This is a genomic window from Campylobacter sp. JMF_06 NA1, from assembly GCF_027737785.1.
Classification (GTDB): domain Bacteria; phylum Campylobacterota; class Campylobacteria; order Campylobacterales; family Campylobacteraceae; genus Campylobacter_B.
Genome location: NZ_JAOVUA010000002.1, coordinates 229,003 through 253,250, shown reverse-complemented (window position 1 = coordinate 253,250; position 24,248 = coordinate 229,003). Strand labels below are relative to the sequence as shown.

Genomic DNA, 24,248 nt, shown 5'->3' with positions numbered 1-24,248 from the left:
CTCCTTTTACCAAAATTACAATATTTCGCCGTGTGTAACTTACAAAATACTATTTATTAAATTTATTCGGATTTTAAATTTAATCAAAAAGTCCCCGTTCATCGGGGCTGGTTTCGTATCCTAGGACTGATTTTGCGCGCACGCTCATAATGCGCCCTTTGGCTGTCTTTTCGATATAGCCGTTTGCCAGTAAATACGGCTCGATGACATCTTCGATCGTGCCCTCGTCCTCGCTAAGTGCCGCTGCGATGGTGCTTAGCCCCATGGCTCTCTTGCCCGCTTCACCCAAAATCGCAAGGTATCGCAAATCCATCTCATCAAATCCAAGCTCATTGACCCCAAGCGCGTCCAAACCCTCGTTCGCACGCTCTTTGGTGATGATTTTCTCGTCTTTGACCTCGGCAAAATCTCTGATGCGTTTCAAAAGCCGAAGCGCGATGCGTGGCGTGCCACGACTACGACGCGCGATTTCGCTACTAGCGTCTTTTTCGCACTCTTTTTCGAGTTTGATTGAGGCGGTTTTTACGATTTTGGCTAGCTCTTCGGTGGTGTAAAACTGCAAGCGAAACTGCATGCCGAAGCGATCGCGCAAAGGCGCAGAAATCATACCTGCGCGCGTGGTCGCACCGATGAGTGTAAAGTGTGGAATATCGATTTTAATGGTTTGCGCCGCTGGGCCTGAGCCGATGATGATATCGAGGCGGAAATCCTCCATCGCAGAATACAGCACCTCTTCGATCGCCGGAGAGAGGCGGTGAATTTCATCGATAAAAAGCACATCGCCCTCTTCGAGATTTGTCAAAATCGCCGCTAAATCGCCACTTTTTTCTATCATTGGAGCGGCGGTTACTTTGATATTGGCTCCCATTTGCGTGGCGATAATGTGCGCAAGTGTGGTCTTGCCAAGCCCTGGTGGCCCATAAAACAGCACATGATCTAGGCACTCGGCACGCTTTTTGGCGGCCGTGATTGCTATGTTTAGGTTCGATTTGATTTTTTCTTGCCCGATATAATCCTCGAAATTCGCCGGTCTTAGCGAAATTTCCGACGCTTCATCTAGTTTTAATTTTTCTATTTCTACGATTCTGTCCATTAAATTTACCTATTTCAAATACTCAAATTCTTCGCTTGGGAAAATGCCTTTTTTGACATCATTAGCGTAGTTTTTCACAGCTTCTCGCACGAGTTCGGCGCCGTCAAGGTAGCGTTTTACAAATTTTGGCTTAAACTCGTCAAAAAATCCCAGCATATCGCTCCACACTAGCACCTGTCCGTCGCAAGAACCTGCACCTATGCCGATGACTGGGACATTTGCTACTTTCATTACTTCATTAGCCACGCCCAGAACTGTGCCTTCTAGCAGAAGCAAAACCGCCCCAGCGTCTTGCACGGCTTTGGCGTCATCAAGAAGCAAATTTAGGGCATTTTTCTCGCGACCGCTTACTTTGTAACCACCTTGAAAACGAGAAAGTTGCGGGCGCAGTCCTATGTGGCTCATAACGGCAATGCCGTTTTTGCTAAGAAGCTCGACGGTAGCGGCAAAGTCCTTTCCGCCTTCGATTTTAACGGCGTCGCAACCTGTTTTTTCATAGACTTTGGCGCAGTTTTTAAGCGCAAGCTGGGGCGTGGCGCACGAACAAAACGGCATATCCACGACCAAATATGGGCGAGTTAGACCGCGCCTGACAGCCCTTGCGTGATAAATCATCTCATCGACACTTATGCCGATAGTCTCAGCGTGTCCGCCAAAGCTCATATTTAGGCTATCGCCTACTAGCACCATATCGACTTGGTCGTTAAAAATTTTGGCAAAAAGTGCGTCATAGGCTGTTATCATAACGATTTTTTCGCTGTTTTCTTTCATTTTATAAAGGTCATTTATAGTGATTTTTGCCATATTTAATCCTTTAAAATTTTTTGCGATTATAGCCTAAATTTGGCAAATTTAACCCAAATTTGACAATATAAAATTTTTGAAGTAAAATGTGCGACTTCCTTTTGGGGGTGACTTGGCTTCGACAGAAATGGATTGGTCAAGGTGGCATGCCGCTTCGGATATAGCGTATAAAATCCAAATTAAAATTAAACGCAAATAACAAAAATTTTGCTCCTGCTTACGCAAAAGTAGCGTAATCGCAGTCGAGCCCTGCACTGCGCCCATACTATCTAAGCGCGGTAGCGGGTAATCCTAGATAGCGTAGTTTCGCGCTCTGACGAGGCGCGAGGCGAAATTTAGTCTTTGCTTTGGCGATTTGTTTTGGAAAGTGAGCAAGCCGGGGCGAGAATTTCACTTTTGCTAAGCATGTAGAGGCTTTGGTCGTTTGTTTTTGGACTGCGGTTCGATCCCGCACACCTCCACCATTTAAGCTTTTTTTAAGTTGTTTTCATAAAATTTACAAATTTTCACAAATTTAAAGGCAAAACATGGCTAGGATTTTCATCACAGGTGATACGCACGGTGGTTGGCGTGGGTTTAGCGGCGAAATGAAAAAGTTTGAAAAATTTCGCTATAAAACCGAAAAAGAGCTTTGCAAGGATGATTTTGTAATCATCGCAGGCGATTTTGGCTTTATTTGGGAGAGTTCGCCAGATAAAGATGAAATTCGTTGGCTAAAATATTTTAACGAGCGGAATTATACCACGCTTTTCATCGACGGCAACCACGAAAATTTCGCGCGTCTAAACGCCTATAAAATCACCGAATTTGCCGGCGGAAAAGTGCATAAAATTTCTGAGAGCATATATCATTTAATGCGAGGGCAGGTTTATGAGCTTGCAGGGCACAAAGTCCTTAGTATGGGCGGTGCGGCGAGTATCGACAGGGAGTATCGCACGCAAAACATATCGTGGTGGGAGGGCGAAAATATCAGCGAGGCTGAGCTAAACGAGGCTTACAAAAACCTAGCAAAGCACGATTTTAGCGTGGATTTGGTGCTTTCGCACACTGCGCCGAATTCTATTGCGCCAAAGGTGCTAGCCCTAAATGAGTTTGCGCTAGATTTCCACGATCCAAACGGCGATTTGTTAGAAGAAATTTATCGCAAAATCAAATTTAAAAAGTGGTTTTTCGGACACTTTCACGAGGAGCTTTTTTGCGTAAATAGCCAGTTTATCACGCTTTGGCACGACATAGTGGAGCTGAAATTTGAGGGTGAGAAAATCAAGCATTTGTGCGTGATTTAATCTCGCTTCGCAAGTTATAAATTAATCCATAACAAATAACAACAATTCATTTTTACAAATCCACCACAAAATAAAAAAGCCAAATTCACCAAAAATGGCAAATTTGGCTTATAGGCAAAATTTAAATTTTGAAATTTTAATCCACTGCCTTTAAATTATCAGCGATTACAAAGGCAAGTTCGAGCGCTTGATCTGCGTTTAGGCGCGGATCGCACTGGGTTTCGTAGCGCTCTTTTAGCGTCTCTTCTGTCACATTAAACGCCCCGCCTGTGCATTCTGTGACATCTTGACCTGTCATTTCTAGGTGGATTCCGCCAGCTTTCGTGCCCTCGGCCTTATGGATTTCAAAGAAGCTTTGAACCTCTTTTAAAATCATATCGAACTCGCGCGTTTTGTAATTGCCCGCTTTGACGGTGTTTCCGTGCATAGGATCGATACTGTATAAAATTTCCCTGCCCTCACTTTTTAGCTCGCGCAGTATTTTTGGCAGTCTATCGCCGATTTTATCCGCGCCCATGCGAATAATGATATTTAGCCTGCCAGCCTCGTTTTCTGGATTTAGCGCGTCAGCTAAGCGCAAAATATCCTGCGCACTGGCGTTTGGTCCGATTTTTACGCCGATAGGGTTTTTGATCCCGCTCATAAAATGCACATGCGCATCACCAACTCCCCTAGTGCGCTCGCCTATCCAAACCATGTGCGCCGAGCAGTCATACCAATCCCCACTCGTGCTGTCTATGCGTGTCAAACACTCTTCGTAATTTAGCAAAAGCGCCTCGTGCGAAGTGTAAAATTTCGTCTCATTTAGCGTTGGCGCGCTTTGCGTATTTATGCCGCATGCGTCCATAAATTTCAGCGCATTTGAGATAGAATCGCTTAGAGCGTTGAATTTCGCCTGCAACTCAGCCCTTTTCAAAAAGCCCAAATTCCACTTATGCACCTCGTGCAGATTGGCTAGACCACCGCGCGAAAAGGCACGCAAAAGGTTCATCGTAGCCGCACTTTGGTGATATGCCTCGATCATACGCTCTGGATTTGGCACGCGCGCAGCTTCGTTAAACTCAAAACCATTTATAATATCGCCACGATAGCTAGGAAGCTTCACACCGCCGACCTCTTCGTAATCGCTACTGCGAGGTTTGGCAAACTGACCTGCTAGGCGTCCGACCTTTACGATAGGCTTGCCAGCGGCGAAGGTCATTACAATCGCCATTTGAAGCATTACCTTAAACATATCGCGGATATTGTTTGCACTAAAATTTGCAAAACTCTCAGCACAATCTCCACCTTGAAGCAAAAACGCCTCGCCCCTTGTGGCTCTGGCAAGATCGCTTTTTAAAGATCTGACCTCGCCAGCAAAAACTAGTGGCGGAAAGTTATAAAGCCTTTCTTTGACGGCCTCGACTGCGCCCATATCAGGGTATGTGGGCTGCTGTAAGATATTGAAATTTTTCCAAGACGATCTATCCCAACTCATAAATTCTCCTTTTTTGGTTTTAAAAATTTTGCCATTATACCTAAATATGACTAAATTTCATTTCAAAAATATAAATTTACTCCTAAATTTCACGCCAAAAATAAGCAGTTATTAATCAATTAAATTTTAAAATGCAAGCCTTTTAAATCAATCACAAATTTAAGGAATTTTATGAAAGACGACCGCACAAAAGGGCTAATAATCGCGTTTTTGACCTTTTTTATGTGGGGCGTTTTTCCGATTTATTTCAAATTTATCCAAGATGTAGATGCCACACAAATTTTAGCGCACAGAATTTTTTGGTCCTTTGTTTTGCTTTTTTTATTTTTGTTTTTTACAAAAAAGCTAAAAAATATCTCGCTTTTGTTATCAAATCGCAAAAAGGCATTAGCACTTCTTTGCACAGGCTGTTTGATTAGCATAAATTGGGGCATTTTTATCTGGGCGGTAAATTTAGGCGATATTTTATCAACGAGCCTAGGGTATTTCATAAACCCCCTATTATCGGTGCTTTTGGGCGCAATTTTTCTAAAAGAACGGCTAAGCCTAGCAGGGAGGGTTTCGCTATTTTTGGCATTTTTGGCGATTTGCGTGCAAATTTACGCACTTGGCAGACTGCCATTTGTATCGCTAATTTTGCCGACAAGTTTCGCATTTTACGGATTAATTCGCAAAAAAATCGCCGTGCCTAGCTTCGAGGGGCTGTTTTGCGAGACCGCACTCATGCTCCCGCTTGCGTGCGCGTATTTGGGGTTTTGCGCGTATTCAGGCACTAGCGCATTTGGGGCGCACAGCACCGGCGCATTGCTCGCATTTAGCGGAGTTATCACGGTTTTACCACTAATTACTTTTGCGATTTCGACTGCGTATCTGCCGCTTTCGACAATCGGATTTATGCAGTATCTTAGCCCCTCGATGAGCATGCTAATCGCTGTGTTTTTATACGGCGAGGAGCTTAGTTTTTACAAAATTTTCAGCTTTTCGCTCATTTGGCTAGGGCTTGCGATAGTGGGATTTGATAGCTTAAAAAGGAGGAAAAATGGTTAATATAACGCTGATTTTGGCGGTTTTTTTGATAGTAGGTTTTATCGTTTATTCGCAGGTAATGCGCGCAGCCTCGCGCGCTGATATGATAGAGGAGGTGCCAAATAACGCCAAATATCTGAGCTTTTGCGACATACTTGATGGCGAAATTTTAGCTTTGCAAAATTTAGAGCTGAAAGATGAGAGCCAAAGGGACGAAGCACTCGATGAAATCGCAAATCTTAGCAAGGAATTAGTCTTTATCCAAACCATGCACAAAAGCAATCAAAGCCCCGAAATTTGGGAGGAAAAGCTCTTTAAATTTTTGCAAAAATGTGAAGGCGTGATTTTAAAATACGCCAAAGAAGGCGAAAAAATCGCCGATAATTGGCGCGAAAAACTAGGAAGTGAGTTTGCGAAATTAGTCTAAATTTAGAAATTTAGACTAATTTTGACTTTGCAAATTTTCAAGTGCGCTAAAAATCGCAAGCGCATTTTCTTGCGTGGCTTTAAAATCTGCGATTTTGGCTAAATTTTCCTCGAAAATTTGCGCAATCTGCGCGCTAAAATCTGAGTAAATTTTATCCACAAACGAGCTAGACCCTACGAAGTCATTTTCGAACTCATAGTAATGAAGTCCCCCCAAAACCGCCTTTTCAAAGTCCTCATAAGAGGGATAAAAAAGCTGATAAAGACCTGGTTCTTCCTCGTAATCGCTGATTGATTTCGCGATTTTGTTTGCGATGAAATTCGCGCTTAGGGTTACGGCGTTTGTGTAGTTTGAGGCGATTTTTATCATAATTTGCTCGAAAAACAGCGCGATTTTTTGGCAGATTTGAAAAACAGCCCTCTCGCCGTCTTTTAAAAACAGCCCATAGACTTCGCTTGCGATTTTAGCGATGTTTGAAGCCTCTATGATAGAGGCTAAATCGCTTTGGCGCTCGTAGTTTTCAAACCTACCTTTAAATAGCAAAATTTCCCTCTCAAACCCCGCATAAATGCGCTCTATCGCCTCGCTCATAGCATTTTGGGTTTTGACTAGCTCAGCCTTAAAACGGCGGAAAATCACATTTAGCCTATCGTCGTTGTAAATCAGCTTCGAAAGCGCGGCGTCGGTGTTGAAATACGGCGCCTCGTAGGCTACCTTTTCGTATCCCTTCGAGGTTTGCGTGCCAAAAAAGCTCTTTTTCGTCTGTGTCGCGCTCACGAAATACTCGTTTTGCTTCGAGCTTAGGGCTTCTTGCATGGTTTTAGCGATAAATTTCGAGGTCTCTTTAATCGAAGCGTAAATTTTGCTAAATTCCTCTTTGTAAATTTCGCGCTCACTGGCGCAAAATTCGGCGATTTTATCTTTGTTTGAAGCGATAATGTTTTCTAAAATTTTATGTATTTCCAAATACCCTGCCCGCTCATTTTTAAGCTCGGCAAGTATGAAATTTAGCCTAGATTTGGCAAAGCTAATGCGGTTTTTATCAAGTCCGTCTAAAAACTCCCTAACCTCGCTAAACCCGCTGTTTTGGCTATCGCCAGCTTTTTCTAGCTTTGATGAGATTGGCACGATAGAGGCGAAATTCACACCAAAAATCGTTTTAGCGTAATTATGCACGCGCTCGATTTCTTCGGTGCTAAGCCTATCTTTTTGGCTTAAAATCGCAATGGAGTTTTTGCTTAAAAATTTTGGCAAAAGCGAAATTTGAGCTGTTTCGCTCTTTCTGGCGGCATTGTCGATGAGTGAAATCCAAAGCACGCCAAAAACCTCGTCGAAAATCTCCAAAGTCTCCCTGGTATCGGCGTTCGAGCGCGAATTTAGCCCTGGGGTGTCGATGAAATTTATTTTTTTCAAAAGCTCGTGTGGCAAAAACATATTTATATTTTTGATATCTTTTAGCTCCCGCCTTTGATCGACGAAATCCGAAATTTGCGAGCTTTCTAAGGTTTGGGTGTAGCCGTTTTTATACGCTACACTCATCATTTCATAAGGGGCGTATTTAATGTGAGTGGCCTTGGCAGTAACTGGCACGACGCCAGTTGGCAAAACTTCGCTAGAAAGCAAGGTGTTTAAAAATGTCGATTTACCACTGCTAAACTGCCCCACAACCGCGATTTTAAGAGGCTCGGACTCGACGAGCAAAATTTCATCTAAAACCTTGCTTAAATGTGCGCTAGGGTGCAGACTCGGGTCTTTTAGCTCGCTCACAGCCCTGCTCATATCGCCCCAAAATCCCTGCTTCGTGCTGGGTAAAAATTTCGCCCTATACTCGCTGATAAATTCCCTTAGCATTGCTCGATCCTTTTAATTAATCCATTTACCAAATTTATTTTTTCTCGCACCAATCGCGCGTTTTTGGCGATTTGCTCGGCGTTTTCATCGCCTGCTTTAAGCGCGCTTTCAAGCTCGCTTTGGCGCAAATCTAGGCTAGATTTTTTGCTAGCAAAAAGGGCTAGGACATTTTCTTTAAACTCCGCAGTGCAGGTTTTGGCGATGTTTTCGAAGCTAGATTTTAAATTTAGCTTAGCGAAAAACTCGCTAAATAGCGCGTCAAAACTCGCCGATAATGCGCCAAAATCGCTGTTTTTGCGCACGATTTCACGCATGCTTTCGTTAAATTTAGCGAAATTTGGCTGGGCGAAATTTTCGTCCATGTATTTTTTCGTGTCAAATTTAAGCGAATTTACCTCGCTAAAATCGCTTCCCAAAAGCTCTTTGATATCAGAAATATCGCGCGAAATCTTTTGCGAAAACGAGCGGAAAATGTCCGTGATGACATCTTTGACGCCAGAGTTTGCGATGACTTCTAGCCTAGAAAAATCAATCTGCTTTTTATTTTTTTTCGAGTAATTTATGTCAGTTAAAACCCTGTCTTTAATCGTCAAAATCGCTGATTTTAACGGCGCAAAAAGCGTGCTATCATCGTAGCTAAGCTTGCTAATCGCGCCAGTTAAATCGTTTTTTAGCTTAGCTAAATTTGCATTTAGCGCGCTAATTTCGGCGTTTATATTCTCGCATTTTTGGGCTAGTTCGCTTTTATTCGCGCTAAAATCGGCGTTTTGCTCCTGCAAATCAGCCAAATACGCCTCGCAAATCAGCGATAACTCTTTTTTGTATGAGGATAAAATTTCATCTGCTTTGGCTGAATTTTCGCCGAAAAATCGCTCGAAAAGATGAGATTTCAGCTCGCCAATGCCCCGTCCGCTGTGGCTGTCTATGCAAAAATAACTCACATTTTCTATCAGCCCCTCATCAAACCCAAACGCCCCAAGCTCCTCGCAAATACTAGCCCTAGCGTATCTTAGCGCGTCGATTAGCTCGGTCTGACTAAGCAAATCAGCGTGGGTTAAAACCACAATGAGTGAGTTGTTTTTCGAGCTTTTTAGGGTGCTTGCGATAAAGCTCATATCCTTTTTGGTCGAGCTTTGAGAGGCGTTCATTAGGTGGATTATCGCGTCGCTTGAAAACATAAAGTTTTTCGTCAGCTCCTCGCGCAAAACCACGCTATCGTCCAGACCTGGGGTATCGACGACGGTGATTTTATCGCTTAGAAAATCGCTTTTTATGCCAAGTTCGATAAATTTGATAAATTTTGAAATTTCATACTTGGCAGAGGTGAATTCTTGCAGTTTTTCTGGCTCGATTATGGCTTCGCTTTGGTTTTGAAATTTCGAGTGAAATTCCTGCGCAAAACCCAAAATTTCAAGCTCCTCATCATCGTAGAATTTGACCTTAGCATAAGGCTTATCGCTACCTTTAAGAAGCGTTAAATTCGCCGTTTCAGGGATATTTGAAGTCCCTAAAATATCAAATCCCAAAAGGCGATTTAGCATGCTAGATTTTCCAGCGTTGATTACGCCAGTAACCGAGAGTGTGAAATTTGCATCTTTGGCGTTTGATTTGGCGGCGTTTGTGCGCTCAAAGAGTGAATTTTCAAATTCGCTCGCGCAAACGAGAAAACCTGCGCCTGGATTTGTATCTGAATTTTCGCTCGCATTTTCGCTCGCGCTAGTATCCAAATACTCGCCCAAATTTGCGCCTAAATTTGCGCCCGCGCCAGTGTCCGCGCTTGAAACCAAATTTGCAAGCCCATCTTCGCTTTTGGCGCTCAAAAGTGCTTTTAGCTCATCGCTAATAGCGTCCAAACTCTCTAATTTGCCGTAAAATGCGAAATTTGCGGGCGAATTTGGGGCTTCGTTTTCACTCAAATCGCTTTGAAGTTGAAGCAAAAATTTTGAAATTTCATCATACTCGCTTTTGCTAATAATTCCTTCTTTGCTTAAATTTTCTACCATCATCAAAACGCTTAATTTGGAAATTTTAAGCTTGCAAATCGCATTGATTGCGCCGATTTGCAGGGACTGAATCGCATAAATTCCAATCTCTTCGCCAAGCTCTTTTAAAATTTCTCTAAAACTTTGCAACGATTTAAATTTTTCGAAATTTTGCGAATTTGTGCATAACATAAGCGCAGCGATATCACTAGGCATAGTGCGAGTTAGGCTCTCATCGATAAAAAGCCTCTTTGAACCCCAAATTTTACTCATAAAATTATTCATAAACTACCTTTTTTGGGTTGAAATGGTTAGAAATTTGATAAGTTTTGCAATAAAATTTCAAAATTTTATAAAAGTAGAAAGACGCCTGCAAAAATTTTGCAAGCGTCATAGGATTATTTGCCTTTTGCAGCAAGTTTTCTACGCATATAAGCAATGCGAGATTGTAATGGAAGGTGTTTAGGGCAGTTGTCTTCGCAACCTAGCAAACTCATACAACCAAACACACCGTCATCATCGCCGATTAACTCGTAGAAATCATCGTCTGTTCTGTTATCAAGAGCGTCGATTTTAAATCTAGCTACGCGGTTGATACCAACAGCACCGATAAAATCCTCTCTCATAATCGCAGTTCCGCATGCTGCCACGCAGATACCACACTCTATACAACGATCTAGCTCGAAAACCTCTTGTGCTACTTCTGGTTCGACTTTTTCCTCTAATTTAGAGATGTCAGTTACATGGTCAGTGTGGATCCAGCTCTCGACTCTCTTACTCATCGCGTTCATCCAGTTACCTGTATCTACGCTCAAATCTTTTAGTAGTTTAAATACAGGAAGTGGCATAAGCTCGATAACGCCCTCTGGATAGTCTTTTGTTAGTGTGCGGCAAGCAAGTGCTGGCTTACCATTGACTAACATACCGCAGCTACCGCAGATACCAGCACGACATACGAAGTCGAAGCTTAGCTCTGGGTCAAATTTTTCGCGGATGACATTAAGTGCGATAAATAGTGTCATACCATCTGTTTCTTCAAGCTCATAAGTCGCAAAGTGAGGTTTAGAAACCTTGCTTAGCGGATTAAATTTAAACGCTTTAATTGTGATTTTTCTACTCATATCCTATACCTGCTCTTTCATTTGGTGCTTTATATTTTGGTTGCAACTCATAATGCATTAGTGCTTCTTGGATTTCATAGCGTCCTCTGCCCTCTGATTCCATTTTTGCTCTAATGTCATCAACTTCTTTTTGGCGTTTAGCACTATCTGGGTGCTCGATAATGTTACCCTTAGCGCCATAACCACGGAACGCTGGTGGGATTTCCATTTTCATAATATCTAGTGGCTCGTAAGTTAGAGTTGGCAATGTATCGCCGTCTTTCCAAGTCGCTAGTGTGCGTTTTAGCCAGTTTGCGTCATCGCGTTTTGTGAAGTCTTCGCGGTAGTGAGCGCCACGGCTCTCTGTGCGATCTAGTGCGCCTTTTGCAACGCAAAGTGCAAGTTTAAGCATCATAGGAACACGATAAGCCTCTTCTAGCTCTGGGTTTCCAAATAGCTCTTTGTTTGAAATTTTAACATTCGTTGATTCTTTGTAAAGCTCTTCTAGCTCTTTTACAGCTTTTGCCAAGCCCTCACCTGTGCGGAAAATCGCAACATGTTCCCACATGATATCTTTCATTTTGTTTTTGATCTCAAATACATTGTATTTGCCGTCTTTATCAAGTAGGCTTTGTAGATAAGCTTGTGATTTATTTACAAATTTTTCAATTGAAGTTGTTTTGATATCGATTTCGTGGCTTGCGCAGAAATCTGCGAAGTAATCACCTACAATCATACCAGCGACAACTGTCTCAGAAACTGAGTTTCCACCCAAGCGGTTGAATCCGTGCATATCCCAGCATGCAGCCTCACCAGCTGAGAATAGACCTGCTAGTGTTGGGCTTTCGCCTGTTGCTTTTGTTTTGATTCCACCCATTGAGTAGTGTTGCATTGGAAGGATTGGAGCCCAACCTTTGCCTCTTTTGCGACCATTTTCATCTGTGTAAGTCTCTGTATCAGCAGGATCGATACCGTTGAAAATTTGGCAAATTTCTTGAACATCGCGAAGGTTTTTCTCGATATGCTCACGACCCAAGATAGAAATATCAAGCCAAACATGGTATCCATAAGGACTAGGAACGCCTTTACCATTTCTGATGTGCTCCATAATACGGCGTGAAACAACATCGCGGCTAGCTAGTTCTTTTTTCTCTGGTTCATAATCAGGCATAAAGCGATATCCATCGACATCACGCAAGATACCACCATCACCACGGCAACCCTCAGTTAGCAAGATACCACTTGGAACGATTGGAGTTGGGTGGAATTGAACTGCTTCCATATTTCCTAATTGAGCTACGCCTGTTTCTAGTGCGATAGCAGCACCAGTTCCCTCACAAACAACAGCGTTTGTTGTGTGGCGATATACACGACCATAACCACCAGTTGCGATTAGTGTGCCTTTTGCAACATAAGCTGTAAGCTCGCCAGTTACTAAATCGCGAACAATCGCGCCATAACAGCGGTTGTTTTCGTGGATTAGAGCGATTGCTTCTTTTCTATCGTGGATATCGACATTGTGTTTTAATGCCTCGTTTGCAACAGCAAAAAGCATAGTGTGACCAGTAGCGTCAGCTGTGTAGCAAGTTCTCCATTTTTTTGTTCCACCGAAGTCACGGCTGTGAATTAGACCATGAACTTCTTCTTTTTCTTCGATTGTTGTTTTTTGAGCGTTGATAATCGCGCTTCTCTTACCTTTTGTGATACGAGTCCATGGAACGCCCCACGCAGCTAGCTCACGAATAGCTTTTGGAGCTGTTTGAGCAAACATTCTAGCTACATCTTGATCGCAACCCCAGTCGCTACCTTTTACGGTATCAGCGAAATGCACATCTTCATTATCGCCTTCACTCATTTTAGAATTACCAAGACTTGCTTGCATACCACCTTGTGCTGCTGCTGAGTGCGAGCGTTTAACAGGAATAAGGCTTAAAACTACTGTGCTAAGCCCTTTTTCGCCAGCAGCTACCGCAGCGCGTAGGCCTGCAAGCCCACCACCGATAACTAATGCATCATAATATTTAACATTCATATTTCAATTCCCTATTTTATAAATTTACACCGATTTTGATAAATGCAGCCAAAGATAAAAGACCTAAAATTAAGAAGAAAGCTGAAACAATCCATTTTAATTTTTTAAGTTTTTTACGACTTTCTTTTGCATCAGGACCTTCGAAAATACCCCATTTAACGCATAGTCTGTATAAACCAATGCTACCGTGAAGTTCAACAGCGAAAAGCAATACTAGGTAGAACAACCACATAAAATGGCTTACTACACGAGCACCTGACATATCACCTGAAATTTTATCAGAGTTTGTGATGATGAAAATAAGGTGTGCAGCACCCAAGAAGAACATAATAAAGCCAGTGATTGCTTGAACCCACCAAAGTGAAGTATCTTCGTGTTTGAAGCGTTTCATGTGAGCACGATATGATTGCCATTGGCGGAAATTGATTGGCATTTTTCTCATACCTAGCGCAGCGTGAATAAAGAAAATGATAAATACAGCAAGAGCTAAGAAAGATGTAATATAGCTCATAGAAGGGCTGTCGCTCAAAAATCTTAATTCTAAGAATTCAACAACTTTGGTAAAAAAGTCTCCACCGAACAATACAGTAGAAACAAACATCATATGCACCCACATAAATAGACCCAAAATTCCACCACTGATACTTTGGATTAAGTCTAGGCGCGCTGGCATACGGCTTTTTGTGCGATCCGTGCGGATACCTAAGAAGCCTTCGATTTGCTCGCTCATGAGCTCTCCTTATAGAAAATTAGTTAGTTAAATTACTAACAATTTGTAAATTTAACTTTAACAGGACATTATAGTATTTTTTAACTTTAAGTAAAGTTAATTACGCCCTATTAGTTGAAATTTCAAAGAAATTTTTAATATAACACCCGCCAAAAACATAACGAGCGATAAAATTTGCCCCATTGAAAATCCAGCGATTACAAACCCAATCCCAGCGTCTGGTTCTCTAAAAAATTCGCTCACAAAGCGCATAAAAGTGTATAAAATAGCGTAGTTGCAAATCAGTTCGCCGTCGAATTTCTTAAATTTCCTGCTAAAAAATAAAATCACAAAAATCAAAATTCCTTCGAGCAAACCCTCGTAAATTTGGCTAGGGTGGCGAAGCACGCCATCAACAAAAATCCCCCAGCTCACATCGGTTACGCGCCCGATTAGCTCTTGGTTTAAAAAATTCCCAATCCGCCCGAAAAAATACCCAAGTGGCACACTAAGCGCGACAAGATCGAGTAGCGCCCACTGGTTTTGGGCGTGGCGACGACAAAACGCTATTGTGGCGATGATAAATCCAACCACCGCCCCATGGTAGCTCATACCGCGAATTCCGATAAATTCGCCGTTATAAAAGGGGTTGAAAATTTGCCACGGGTGAGTGAAATACCACAGCGCCTCGCCTGAATAAATCGCGATATATCCGAGTCTAGCGCCCAAAATCACACCGATTTCGACCCAGATGAAATAATTATCCAGCACCGCACTGCTAAATTTCAGCCCGTCGCGTTTAGCAATCCACTTTGCCATAAAGAGTGCGATTAGCAGGGCCAAAACATACATTATGCCATACCAATGCACGCTAAAACCGGCTACGCTAAACGCAACTGGGTCAAATTTTTCGTAAATGTGGTTCCAAAATTCCAACTCTCGCCCCTAATTAAATTTGTAAATTTGGCTAAATTTTAAGCCCCAAGCTATTTTTCACAACCACGCAAAAATCCGCTAAAAAATACCCAAACGCCTTGTAATAATCGCTTTTAGCATTGATTTGCAAATGTCCAGCTAGCCCGCGCAGGCTTGGCATGATAAAATTCGTCAAATACTCGCCCAAAATATTGTGCGATTTCTCGTTTGTATCTTGCTTAAAAATCATCGCCAACAGCCCTAGCATGTTTGCAGCGTGTGTATCTGGCAAATCCGCAAATGGCTTTTTGAAGCGACATTTTTCGTAAAAAACGCTCACTTCGCTCGCACTTATTAGCTTGAAATAGCTCATATCAAAGGCCTCTTTGAGATTTTCAAAATCAGCGCAAATAGCCTCATAATCGCTATTTTTAACCCCTGCCCAAAGCTCTTGGCCCTTTTTGTTTTCTGGATTTTCGTTGATTATAATCCATTTGCTAGCAAGTTTTTCGAAATTTTCCTTGCTTATCGCGCCCTTAAAATTCGTCGCGAAAATTATACACATAACCGAATAAAGTTCCCCTACTTTCATGTTTTCTCCTTAAATTTCACTAGCTTTTTTAATTTTTTCTACACCAAATTTTGACCAAATTTGATTCATTGATTTATCCAAAATTTGGCGTTTTTTATCAATTTCATCGAAAAGCAGCGTCGCACAATCCGCGCTATTTGCGCCAAAATTTGACAAATTTAGCGACACATGAATTATCGCATCGCCCCTATGCACATCAATAGCCTCGAAAAGCAAAAGTGCCGTCTCATCGAGCAAATCTAGGCTAAAAGGCCTGTGCTGGCTAAGCCTTTTAGAGCTCTCATCGCGCGATTTGTAGCGGATTTTGACCTCGTATGTCAGAGGGTTTAGCCCACCCTCTAAAACCTCGCTAGCAAGGTGTCGAGAGAGAATTTTAATGCGCCTTTTGATCTCGTCCCTATCGAAGCACGGCTCGAAACTGCGCCCAAGACCGATACTTTTGCGCTCCCTGCTAACCTGCACCCGCTCGCTCGTATCGCCACTGATTTGAGCGAAAATTTGCTCGCCGTTTTTGCCCATTTTTTCGAAAATTTCCCTATGTCCCCACGCGTCGCCAATACTTTTAATGCCGTATTTTGCGAGCGTTTTTTGCATAGATTTTCCCACACCTGGGAATTTTGAAATTTCGACATCTCTAAGCTCGGTTTTAAGGCGCGAGAGGGGTATTTCACGCACCCCAAAAGGCTTGGCTAAATCAGTGGCAAGCTTGGCGATAAATTTCGCCTCACTTAGCCCCACACTGCTAGGAAGCCCAAATTTCGCCTTGATTTCGCTTTGCAAAAAGAGCGCAAACTCGCGCGCGTTTTCGTTGTATTTCGTGCCACGCAAATCCAAAAAAAACTCATCAACGCTAAATTTTTCGATTTCTGGCGTGAAATTTAGCAAAAATTTGTGAATTTGGTTTGAAATCTTGCCATACACGCCGTGCTTTGCCGCGTCCAGCACTAGCTCTGGACAGGCTAGAAGCGCCATTTTTAGGGGTTGGGCTGAATGCACGCCAAATTTTCTAGCCTCGTAACTAGCGCTTAAAACCACACCTTTTTGCAAGGATTTTAGCCTTTTTTGCTCATCGCCGAAATTTTGCGAATTTTGCTCTTTTTGAGCTTGAATTTTAAAATTTTGCGCGCTCTCATCGAAGTGAAATTTCGCCCCAAAACCCTCGTCTTTATTAGCGAAAATTTCCTCATTATTTCCGCCGATAACTGCGACAGGAACTCCGCTAAGAGCGGGATTTATCAGCCTTGCGACAGATACAAAAAAGCAGTCTAAATCGATATGCGCTATCAAACTATATCTATCCCAAATCCACTAAGTCCAGCGTATTCCTTCGGGCTGGAATTTGAAAGAATTTTGATTTTTTTAATCCCCAAATGCGCTAAAATCTGCGCTCCAATACCATAGCTTTTGAAATCGCCCTTGTGCGAAGCCGAATTTAGCGCCACAATCACGCCACCACTCGTGCTTAAAATTTCTAAATTTTGCATAAAATCATCGTAATTTTCATCTTGCATAAACTCTAAATCGGTTGAAATTTTATGAAATTTTACATTGCAAATTTCGCCAATTTCGCCGAAAATAAAGACTTTGTGAGCGTTGTCGTCGTGGTCTGTGATTTCGCAAACTCTGCAAGGCTTACCGCAAATTTTACCCTCGCTAAATTCGCCAAATTTAACCAAAGTTTCGTGCTTTAATCTGTATTCGACGATTTGGGCGATTGAAATCATATTTATGCCAAATTTTTCGCAGAATTTCTCCAAATCATCGCGCCTCGCCATTGTGCCGTTTTCATTTACGATCTCGCAAATCACCGCACTTGGCGCGATTCCAGCGAGCTTGCACAAATCCACAGAGCCCTCAGTGTGGCCTGTGCGCACGAGCACTCCGCCTTTTTTGGCGATGAGCGGATTTATGTGGCCAGGGCGCACGAAGTCGCTTGGGGTGGAGTTTGGGCGCGCCATAAGCTCGATTGTCATATTTCGCTCATACGCGCTCACGCCCGTGGTTGCGTCTTTTGCGTCGATTGTGATAGTAAATGCCGTCTCGTGCGAAGATGTGTTTTTATCGACCATTAGGGGCAAATCTAGCCTTTTGGCGATTTCCTCGTCCAGTGCGACGCAAACCACGCCACGAGCGTGTGTGATAGCGAAATTTACCTTCTCCGCGCTCGTAAAAGTCGCAGGAAAAATCAAATCGCCCTCATTTTCGCGATCAACATCATCGACCATGACAATCATCTTGCCATTTTTCATATCTTGTATAGCTTGTTCTACACTTACCATTTTTAATCCTTATTCAAATTTTCAAATCCAGCTTTTATTTTTTCATAAAGCGGGGCGAAGCTGACGCCATTTACGCGCACATTTGCGATCGTAGTGATGAAATTCGTATCCCTCTCCCAGCGCGGAACTAGATGATAATGCACATGCTCGGCTATCCCAGCCCCAGCAGCGGAGCCTAGATTCATACCGATATTTACCCCCTTTGCGCCAATAGCCTCTTTTAGCACTTTTACGCCTTTTTGGACATATTCGCTCATCTCTAACCACGCTTCTAGCGGTAAATTCTCGATATTATCAGTATGCTCGTAAGGAATCACCATAAAAGCCCCGGGGTTGTATGGGTATAAATTCATAAGCCCAAAGCAAAATTTAGCGCGAAATACCACGCCTACGCACTTTTCTCCATTTTTTGCCTTTGCGGCTGCGCAAAACGGGCAACCGCTGCGTTTTTCGGTAAAATAATCACTTCTCCACGGCGCGCAAATATAATCCATATTCTCCCCCTATTTTTCGCCAAATTTCACTGCTCTAAGCGCCGCGCCGACATCATCTTGTCGCATAAAACTCTCGCCGATTAAAAACGCATCGACCCCGCGTGCGCTTAGTTCGAGTAGCTGTTCGTGCGAGCCTAGCCCACTTTCAGCCACGATGATTTTGCCATTTGGGATAAGCGGGATTAAATTTGCCGATAAGCTCATGTCCATTTCGAAAGTCTGCAAATTTCGGTGATTTATGCCGATTATATCAGCCCCTGCGAAAATCGCCTTTTTCAAATCATCTTTATCGTGAATTTCAAAAAGCGCTTCAAGCCCCAAATGCCTAGCAAATTCCAAAAGTCTTTTAAGCTCTTTTTGCTCCAAAGCCTTTGCGATTAAAAGCACGAAATCCGCCCCATACACGAGCGCTTCTAGGATTTGATACTCATCGATTATAAAATCTTTGCGCAAAATCGGCGTGTTTGTATAGCGCCTGATTTGCGAAATGTAGCTAATATCGCCCTTAAAATAGTGTGGCTCAGTCAAAATAGAAAACGCACTCGCGCCTGATTTTTCATACTCCATAGCGATTTTAAGCGGATCGAAATCCTCTCTGATAACGCCCTTGCTAGGGCTTGCTTTTTTCACCTCAGCGATTATGCGAAGCGGATTATCCGGGGTGCTTTTTAGCGCAGTTTTCGCGTCGCGCGGTATCATGGGATTGGCACTTAGCGTGCGACCAAGCATATCAAAGCTAAATTTTTCTTTGCGCCTAGCCAAATCCTCGCGCGTTTTTTCTAAAATTTCATCTAAAATCATTTTTGCGCCTTTATTCCGCCTGCTATTTCGCCTATTTTTTGGATATTTTTATCTATCACGCATCTCTCTATCGCGCTTACATGCCCCTTGCCCTCGTCGCTGGTGTAAAACTCATCGTCTTTTATCTTGTCCATCCACTCTTTGGCTTTTTCGCACTCGCCAAGTTTGTAAAAACCCCATGCTAGCGAGTCTATGTAATAAACCGAATTTGGCTCGTCTTTTAGGGCGCGCTCGACATAATCAATGCCCTTTTTGATATCCAAATCATGATCGATTAAAATATATCCGTAGTAATTCAAATGCACCGGATCTTTTAGCTTGCTAGCTATGTTTTCAAATTTCGCCACGACTTCGTTAATCTGAGCGGCTGTTTTTTTATCACCAAAAGATTCATACAGATAAATCGCCTCGTTCGCCAAATAATCGTAATTTTCGGTTTTCAAAAACTCCTCGCGCGCTAATCTCATAGCTGTGGCGAAGTCCTTTTTCTGGGCGTAAGCGTCCATTATGAGATCTTTTTTATAATCGTATTTTTGCAAAATTTCGATGATTTTATCAAATTCCTTCATATAATAATAAATCCCAATCATATCGTCTAAAAATTTCGTATTTTTTTTGCTCTCATACAGCGCCTCATCGAGTTTGGCGACCTCGAAGTATTTTTTTTGCATACGATACACATCGGCCAAAACCTCGCACACCATACCGCTAGCGCACCCATAAATTCGCCTATGCGTCTCCATGATACGCACCGCAGAGTCGCTACTATCAAGCCTATTTAAAAGAACATCGCTAAGGCGGATTAAATTTTCCTCTGATTTTTCCAGCTCGTAGGCCTTTTCGAAATACTGCTTGGCTAGGGCGAAATTATCCATAGCATAATATGTCGCACCCAAAATCGAGTAATTTCTCGAATTTACCTCTAAATTTGCTAGATGAAGCGCGGTAGTGTTGGCTTTGAGTATCTCTCCCTGCCCCATATAATACCCCACTTTTACGCGCAAATACTCGCTATCATCAGCCAAAATTTTATCGCCCAAAGCTAAGTAGCGCGCGGTTGCTTTGCTATCTTTTAAGAAAAACGCAAGCTTTAAGGCTTCTAGCAAATACACCTGCGAATTTGTCTTTAAAAAGGCCTTTTCGTAAAGCTTCATCGCGCTTTGCGGGTCTTTGTTGGCTAGTTCTAGCGCAGTTAGCAGATCGAAATTCAGCTCAGCCTCATCGTAAGCCTTCATCGCCTCTTTTAGCTTTTGCGGTGTGGTGGCCTTTTGCACTACATTTTCGCTAGCGTTTTTCTCGGGTACCGGCGCAGTATTTGTGATAACCGAGCTTTTATTCATATCTTTTATCGCGTCGCTTTTGGTTTCGCTAGCGCCCAAATTTAGGGCACCAAGAGCCAAAAAAGCGGTTAAAATTTTACCCCAATACATTCTTTCTCCAATTCATCTTTATGCTCTTTGAAATATTCCCAAAATGGAAAGGTTCTACATTGATTTGGTCTGTATTCATAAATCCCGCAGTTTCGGTGCTTTTCGTCGAAAAACACACACGCCATACCGTCAAGGTATGGTTTTTCTTTTATGCTAAATTTATTCCCAACGCGCTCTAAAAATACGCAGATAAAATTTGCCTTATCTATCCCCATAAATTCGCTGAGCTTCTCGATTTCTGCGTCATTTATCCAAATATATCCGCTCTCGCCCGTGCAACACTTGCCGCCGCAGCTTTCGCAGGCGCTACTATCGAAGGTATAGTCAAACTCACTCAATATCGACACTTTCTAAATTGGCTTTTTCATAAATTTTAGCCGTTATTTTACTTTTTTCACCATTAAGAAATGTATAAATCGGCGCACAAATTTCACAAAGTGAGCGCGAACTTTTTTGCGCCAAAAAAAGTGCGAGTTTGGCGGGCTTGTTTTCGTTAGGATAGATGAAAGCAAGCTTTGTCAAATTTAGCTTATAGCTTTGCAAAATTTCGCAAATTTGCGCGATTTTGCCCGCCTCGTAGCAAAAAATCAGCGCGCCTTTTGGCTTTAAATGAGTGTTGCTAACACGCACGAAATCGCTAAGGCTTAGGCTTGTGGCGCTTTTGCTTAGCGCGATGTGCGAATTTTGGCTAGTTAGGATTTTTTCCCTATAAAATGGCGGATTTGAAACGATTAAATCGAATCTTTGCTCGCTTTTAAAATTTGCGAAATTTTCGTGTAAAATTTGCGCCTGTAATGAATTTTGCTCGCAATTTTTACGCAAAATTTCTAAATTTTGCTCTTGGATTTCAAGCAAGCTTAAATCTAAATTTGGAAAATCCCGCTTCAACATCAGCCCCAAAATCCCGCACCCTGCCCCAACATCTAAAATTTTAAGGAAGCTTGCGTGGCGAGAGTTAAGCCAGTTTTCGCAGATAAAATTCCATAAAAAAATGGTATCACTGGTGTAGCGATACCCACTTTTTAGCTGGAAAAGTCTCATAAATGCAGATTTTCTACGATTGTGTGAGCGTGGTTGAAGGCTACGACGATCGAACCGCCGTTTCTAGTGATCAAATCTCCACCCACAAAAAGCCCTTTTGTGGCTGTTTCGCACCTCTCATCGACGCTTGGCACGCCGTTTTCGTCGAATTCTACGCCACATTTTTTAAGGAAATCCACAGGGCTCGTGCCACCGATTGCATAAATTATGCGATCATAAACTAACTCCATACCGTTTGTGAATTTCACTAGCACCTTGCCACTTTCGTTTTCTAGCGCTTCGATATCAAGCCCAAGGCGCAAAATAATGTCACCATTTCTAGCCTCTTTTTTGATATCTTCTTCGTTGATTTCATTTAGCCTTGTAAAGCTCTCTTTGCGGTAGCATAGGGTAACGGTGTTTGTTTTGCATAGCGAGAGCGCGTATTCGGCGGCTGAGTTGCCACCGCCCACGACTAGGACTTTTTCATTGACGCTGCATTTATCGAGGTTGAAATTTACCCTTTGTGTGATTGATGGCGGGATTTTGTAGCTTGGTTTGTTTGGTTTGCCCATACGGCCGATTGAGATGATGACATTGCGCGCTACAAAGCCAGCTGAGGCTGTGGTTATGCAAAATAGCCCACCCTCTTTTTTCTCGACCTTTTCGACCTCGCTGTTGAAGTAAATATCGATATCGCCGTGATCTAGCAAGCTATCGAAATAATCCAGCACGCTCTCTTTCGTGCCAGTCTCGAAGCTAATCGTGCCCTTTGTTTCACTATCCATGCCCTTGTATTCTTTATCTACGCGTTTTTTGTCTTTGTAAAATTGTCTGATTGTTTGAGAGTGATTATCGCCTTTTTCTAGCAAAAGCACCTTGGCTACGCCTTTTCTTTTGGCCTCGACCACAGCCGCGATTCCGCAAGGACCGCCACCGATGACAACTACATCATAAACATTTATCATTTTTTTCCTTTGTGTTAAATTTTACAACCTTTGATTATAATCAAAATTTATTTATAAATGGTAAAAATTATTAAAATTTTAAAGATTTAATTAGTCTGTTTTATTTTTACCCAAAACTTAGCCCAAAAATGCTAAATTTAGAAAAAATTTAAAGGAAAATAATGATTTTAGCCATTGAAAGTAGCTGTGATGACAGCTCGATTGCTGTGCTAAACAGCTCGAATTTCGCATTAGAGTTTTACGAAAAAATCTCCCAAGAACTCGAACACTCCAAATACGGCGGTGTCGTGCCAGAACTAGCTGCGCGTCTTCACACAGAAGCACTGCCTCGCATTTTAGAGCGCGCAAAGCCCTTTTTTGGCTCTCTTAAAGCCGTCGCCGTAACGCACGCACCGGGCCTTAGCGTGAGTTTGATAGGTGGCGTGAATATGGCAAAAACTCTTAGCCTTGCGCTAAATTTGCCACTAATTGGCGTAAATCACCTAATCGGGCATATTTATTCGCTATTTTTGGACAAAGAAGCAGAATTTCCGCTTGGTGTTTTGCTAGTAAGTGGCGGGCACACGATGATTCTTGATATTGACGCCAGAGGCGCAATCAGCGTGCTTGCAAGCACCAGCGATGATAGCTTTGGCGAAACATTTGACAAATGCGCCAAAATGCTAGGACTTGGCTATCCAGGTGGCGCGATAATCGAAAATTTAGCCAAAAATGGCACGCCAAAATTTAGCTTCCCAGTGCCTTTAAAGGGCGATAAACGCCTACAATACAGCTTCTCAGGCCTTAAAAATGCCGTTCGCGTGCAAATCGAAAAACTATCCCAAAATGGCGAACTAACGGGGCAAGATAAGTGCGATATCGCCTACGCCTTTCAAAAAAGTGCTTGCGAGCATATCACGGATAAACTCTCGCGGGTCTTTAATGAGCGCAAATTTAGGCGTTTTGGCGTCGTGGGCGGGGCTAGTGCGAATACGCATTTGAGGCAAAATTTGGCAAATTTATGCGACGCACACGAGTGCGAACTTTTATTTGCGCCACTGAAATTTTGCTCGGATAACGCTGCGATGATAGCGCGCGCAGGTTTGGAGAAATACCGCAAACAAAACTTTATCGCACCGCAAAATTTACAAATTATCCCAAGTTTAAATTTAAACTCCGCATTTGAGTAAAAATTAAATTTTAAAAATCGTTCAATCCTAAATTTAAGTAGAATTTTGCTCTAAATTTTACTGGATTGCTTCGCTTCACTCGCAATGACGGCAAATTTAGAGCAAAGAATTTTAAATTTCGATTTCATACTCAATTGGATCTTTTACGCCGGCTTTTGCAAAGCCATTTAGGCGCAATTGACAGCTATCGCACACGCCACAAGCCTTGTGCGAGTTTGTGTAACAGCTCCAAGTAAGCCCCAAATTTACGCCGTTTTCAAGCGCACGCGCCACAATCTCGCCCTTGTTTAAATGCACCAAAGGCGTTTTAATCTCCACGCTAAAATTCGGCGAAGTGCCCGCATTTATCGCGCTTTGCATTTTTGCGATAAATTCCGCCGTGCAATCAGGATATCCGCTACTATCCTCCTGCACCACGCCGATGAAAATCGCCTCGCACCCCTCACGCTCGGCAAGCGCACCCGCGATACTCAAAAACACGCCGTTTCGAAACGGCACATAGGTGTTTGGGATTTCGTTTTTATCGATATTTGCGCCCTTTCGCACTTCTAGGCTCGTATCTGTAAGCGAGTTTGCGCCGATTTGCGCGATAAATCTAGCATCCAGCGTGTATCTCCTCGTAACGCCTAAATCATCGCAAATTCTCTCGAAACACTCGCGCTCTTTATCCTGCGTGCGCTGAGCATAATCAAAATGCACTCCAATGACCTCATAGCCTGAATTTTTGGCGATATACGCGCAAGTCGCGCTATCCATACCGCCACTGATGATACATAAAGCTTTTTTCAAATTT

The 24,248-nt window shown here is 42.7% G+C and carries 22 protein-coding genes, 1 other RNA gene and 1 pseudogene; 5 read left to right on the top strand and 19 right to left on the bottom strand.

What is annotated here, in order from left to right; translation table 11 throughout:
• Positions 1–79: 79 nt before the first annotated feature.
• Positions 80–1,093, bottom strand: a complete 1,014-nt coding sequence (ruvB, locus tag OFO07_RS04060) for a Holliday junction branch migration DNA helicase RuvB (RefSeq protein ID WP_270871023.1) — start codon at positions 1,091–1,093, stop codon at positions 80–82.
• Positions 1,094–1,102: 9 nt separating this feature from the next.
• Complete coding sequence (gene panB, locus OFO07_RS04055) at positions 1,103–1,897, bottom strand: 3-methyl-2-oxobutanoate hydroxymethyltransferase (protein WP_270871022.1); 795 nt, start codon at positions 1,895–1,897, stop codon at positions 1,103–1,105.
• A 103-nt stretch (positions 1,898–2,000) separates the two neighbouring features.
• Between panB and ssrA the strand changes: the two genes are divergently transcribed.
• Positions 2,001–2,361: a transfer-messenger RNA gene (gene ssrA, locus OFO07_RS04050) on the top strand.
• A gap of 63 nt (positions 2,362–2,424) precedes the next feature.
• Positions 2,425–3,183 (top strand): metallophosphoesterase family protein, encoded by a 759-nt coding sequence (locus tag OFO07_RS04045; protein WP_270871021.1) that lies wholly within the window; start codon positions 2,425–2,427, stop codon positions 3,181–3,183.
• Positions 3,184–3,319: 136 nt separating this feature from the next.
• Here OFO07_RS04045 and OFO07_RS04040 read toward each other — a convergent pair whose 3' ends face one another.
• Complete coding sequence (locus tag OFO07_RS04040) at positions 3,320–4,660, bottom strand: class II 3-deoxy-7-phosphoheptulonate synthase (RefSeq protein WP_270871020.1); 1,341 nt, start codon at positions 4,658–4,660, stop codon at positions 3,320–3,322.
• Positions 4,661–4,831: 171 nt separating this feature from the next.
• Here OFO07_RS04040 and rarD point away from each other — a divergent pair, with 171 nt between their 5' ends.
• Complete coding sequence (rarD, locus tag OFO07_RS04035) at positions 4,832–5,707, top strand: EamA family transporter RarD (RefSeq protein ID WP_270871019.1); 876 nt, start codon at positions 4,832–4,834, stop codon at positions 5,705–5,707.
• Positions 5,700–6,113: a hypothetical protein gene (locus OFO07_RS04030; protein WP_270865152.1), complete on the top strand. Its 414-nt coding sequence runs from the start codon at positions 5,700–5,702 to the stop codon at positions 6,111–6,113. Before rarD ends, OFO07_RS04030 begins: the two co-directional genes overlap by 8 nt.
• 15 nt (positions 6,114–6,128) lie before the next feature.
• Here OFO07_RS04030 and OFO07_RS04025 read toward each other — a convergent pair whose 3' ends face one another.
• From OFO07_RS04025 to OFO07_RS03955, 15 genes and pseudogenes are all read right to left on the bottom strand, one after another.
• Entirely contained in the window at positions 6,129–7,964 is a 1,836-nt protein-coding gene (locus OFO07_RS04025) for a dynamin family protein (RefSeq protein WP_270871018.1), read from the bottom strand.
• Entirely contained in the window at positions 7,958–10,231 is a 2,274-nt protein-coding gene (locus OFO07_RS04020; protein WP_270871017.1) for a dynamin family protein, read from the bottom strand. The genes OFO07_RS04025 and OFO07_RS04020 overlap by 7 nt, the downstream gene beginning before the upstream one ends.
• A gap of 113 nt (positions 10,232–10,344) precedes the next feature.
• A complete protein-coding gene (locus OFO07_RS04015; protein ID WP_270858184.1) occupies positions 10,345–11,067 on the bottom strand; it encodes a fumarate reductase iron-sulfur subunit in 723 nt (240 codons plus the stop codon).
• Positions 11,060–13,078: a fumarate reductase flavoprotein subunit gene (locus OFO07_RS04010; protein ID WP_270858185.1), complete on the bottom strand. Its 2,019-nt coding sequence runs from the start codon at positions 13,076–13,078 to the stop codon at positions 11,060–11,062. Before OFO07_RS04010 ends, OFO07_RS04015 begins: the two co-directional genes overlap by 8 nt.
• Positions 13,079–13,106: 28 nt before the next feature.
• Positions 13,107–13,808 (bottom strand): annotated as a pseudogene (locus OFO07_RS04005) (fumarate reductase cytochrome b subunit); the annotation flags it as partial.
• A gap of 96 nt (positions 13,809–13,904) precedes the next feature.
• Positions 13,905–14,723, bottom strand: coding sequence for a prolipoprotein diacylglyceryl transferase (lgt, locus tag OFO07_RS04000; protein WP_270871016.1), 819 nt, complete (start codon positions 14,721–14,723; stop codon positions 13,905–13,907).
• A gap of 31 nt (positions 14,724–14,754) precedes the next feature.
• Positions 14,755–15,294, bottom strand: a complete 540-nt coding sequence (locus OFO07_RS03995) for a hypothetical protein (protein ID WP_270871015.1) — start codon at positions 15,292–15,294, stop codon at positions 14,755–14,757.
• Between the two features lie 9 nt (positions 15,295–15,303).
• Positions 15,304–16,581: a DNA polymerase Y family protein gene (locus OFO07_RS03990; RefSeq protein ID WP_270871014.1), complete on the bottom strand. Its 1,278-nt coding sequence runs from the start codon at positions 16,579–16,581 to the stop codon at positions 15,304–15,306.
• Positions 16,578–17,573 (bottom strand): bifunctional 3,4-dihydroxy-2-butanone 4-phosphate synthase/GTP cyclohydrolase II, encoded by a 996-nt coding sequence (locus OFO07_RS03985; protein ID WP_270871013.1) that lies wholly within the window; start codon positions 17,571–17,573, stop codon positions 16,578–16,580. The genes OFO07_RS03990 and OFO07_RS03985 overlap by 4 nt, the downstream gene beginning before the upstream one ends.
• 2 nt (positions 17,574–17,575) lie before the next feature.
• Positions 17,576–18,067: an HIT family protein gene (locus tag OFO07_RS03980; RefSeq protein ID WP_270871012.1), complete on the bottom strand. Its 492-nt coding sequence runs from the start codon at positions 18,065–18,067 to the stop codon at positions 17,576–17,578.
• Between the two features lie 9 nt (positions 18,068–18,076).
• Positions 18,077–18,868, bottom strand: coding sequence for an indole-3-glycerol phosphate synthase TrpC (gene trpC, locus OFO07_RS03975; protein WP_270871011.1), 792 nt, complete (start codon positions 18,866–18,868; stop codon positions 18,077–18,079).
• Positions 18,865–20,298, bottom strand: coding sequence for a tetratricopeptide repeat protein (locus tag OFO07_RS03970; protein ID WP_270871010.1), 1,434 nt, complete (start codon positions 20,296–20,298; stop codon positions 18,865–18,867). Before OFO07_RS03970 ends, trpC begins: the two co-directional genes overlap by 4 nt.
• A complete protein-coding gene (locus OFO07_RS03965) occupies positions 20,277–20,636 on the bottom strand; it encodes a YkgJ family cysteine cluster protein (protein WP_442868063.1) in 360 nt (119 codons plus the stop codon). Before OFO07_RS03965 ends, OFO07_RS03970 begins: the two co-directional genes overlap by 22 nt.
• Positions 20,629–21,339, bottom strand: a complete 711-nt coding sequence (locus tag OFO07_RS03960) for a tRNA1(Val) (adenine(37)-N6)-methyltransferase (RefSeq protein ID WP_270871008.1) — start codon at positions 21,337–21,339, stop codon at positions 20,629–20,631. Before OFO07_RS03960 ends, OFO07_RS03965 begins: the two co-directional genes overlap by 8 nt.
• Positions 21,336–22,286, bottom strand: a complete 951-nt coding sequence (locus OFO07_RS03955) for an NAD(P)-binding domain-containing protein (protein WP_270861987.1) — start codon at positions 22,284–22,286, stop codon at positions 21,336–21,338. Before OFO07_RS03955 ends, OFO07_RS03960 begins: the two co-directional genes overlap by 4 nt.
• Before the next feature lie 161 nt (positions 22,287–22,447).
• Between OFO07_RS03955 and tsaD the strand changes: the two genes are divergently transcribed.
• On the top strand, positions 22,448–23,455 hold the full coding sequence (gene tsaD / locus OFO07_RS03950) for a tRNA (adenosine(37)-N6)-threonylcarbamoyltransferase complex transferase subunit TsaD (RefSeq protein ID WP_270871007.1): 1,008 nt from the start codon (positions 22,448–22,450) through the stop codon (positions 23,453–23,455).
• Between the two features lie 111 nt (positions 23,456–23,566).
• Here tsaD and queC read toward each other — a convergent pair whose 3' ends face one another.
• Positions 23,567–24,244, bottom strand: a complete 678-nt coding sequence (gene queC / locus OFO07_RS03945; protein WP_442868062.1) for a 7-cyano-7-deazaguanine synthase QueC — start codon at positions 24,242–24,244, stop codon at positions 23,567–23,569.
• Positions 24,245–24,248 lie beyond the last annotated feature (4 nt).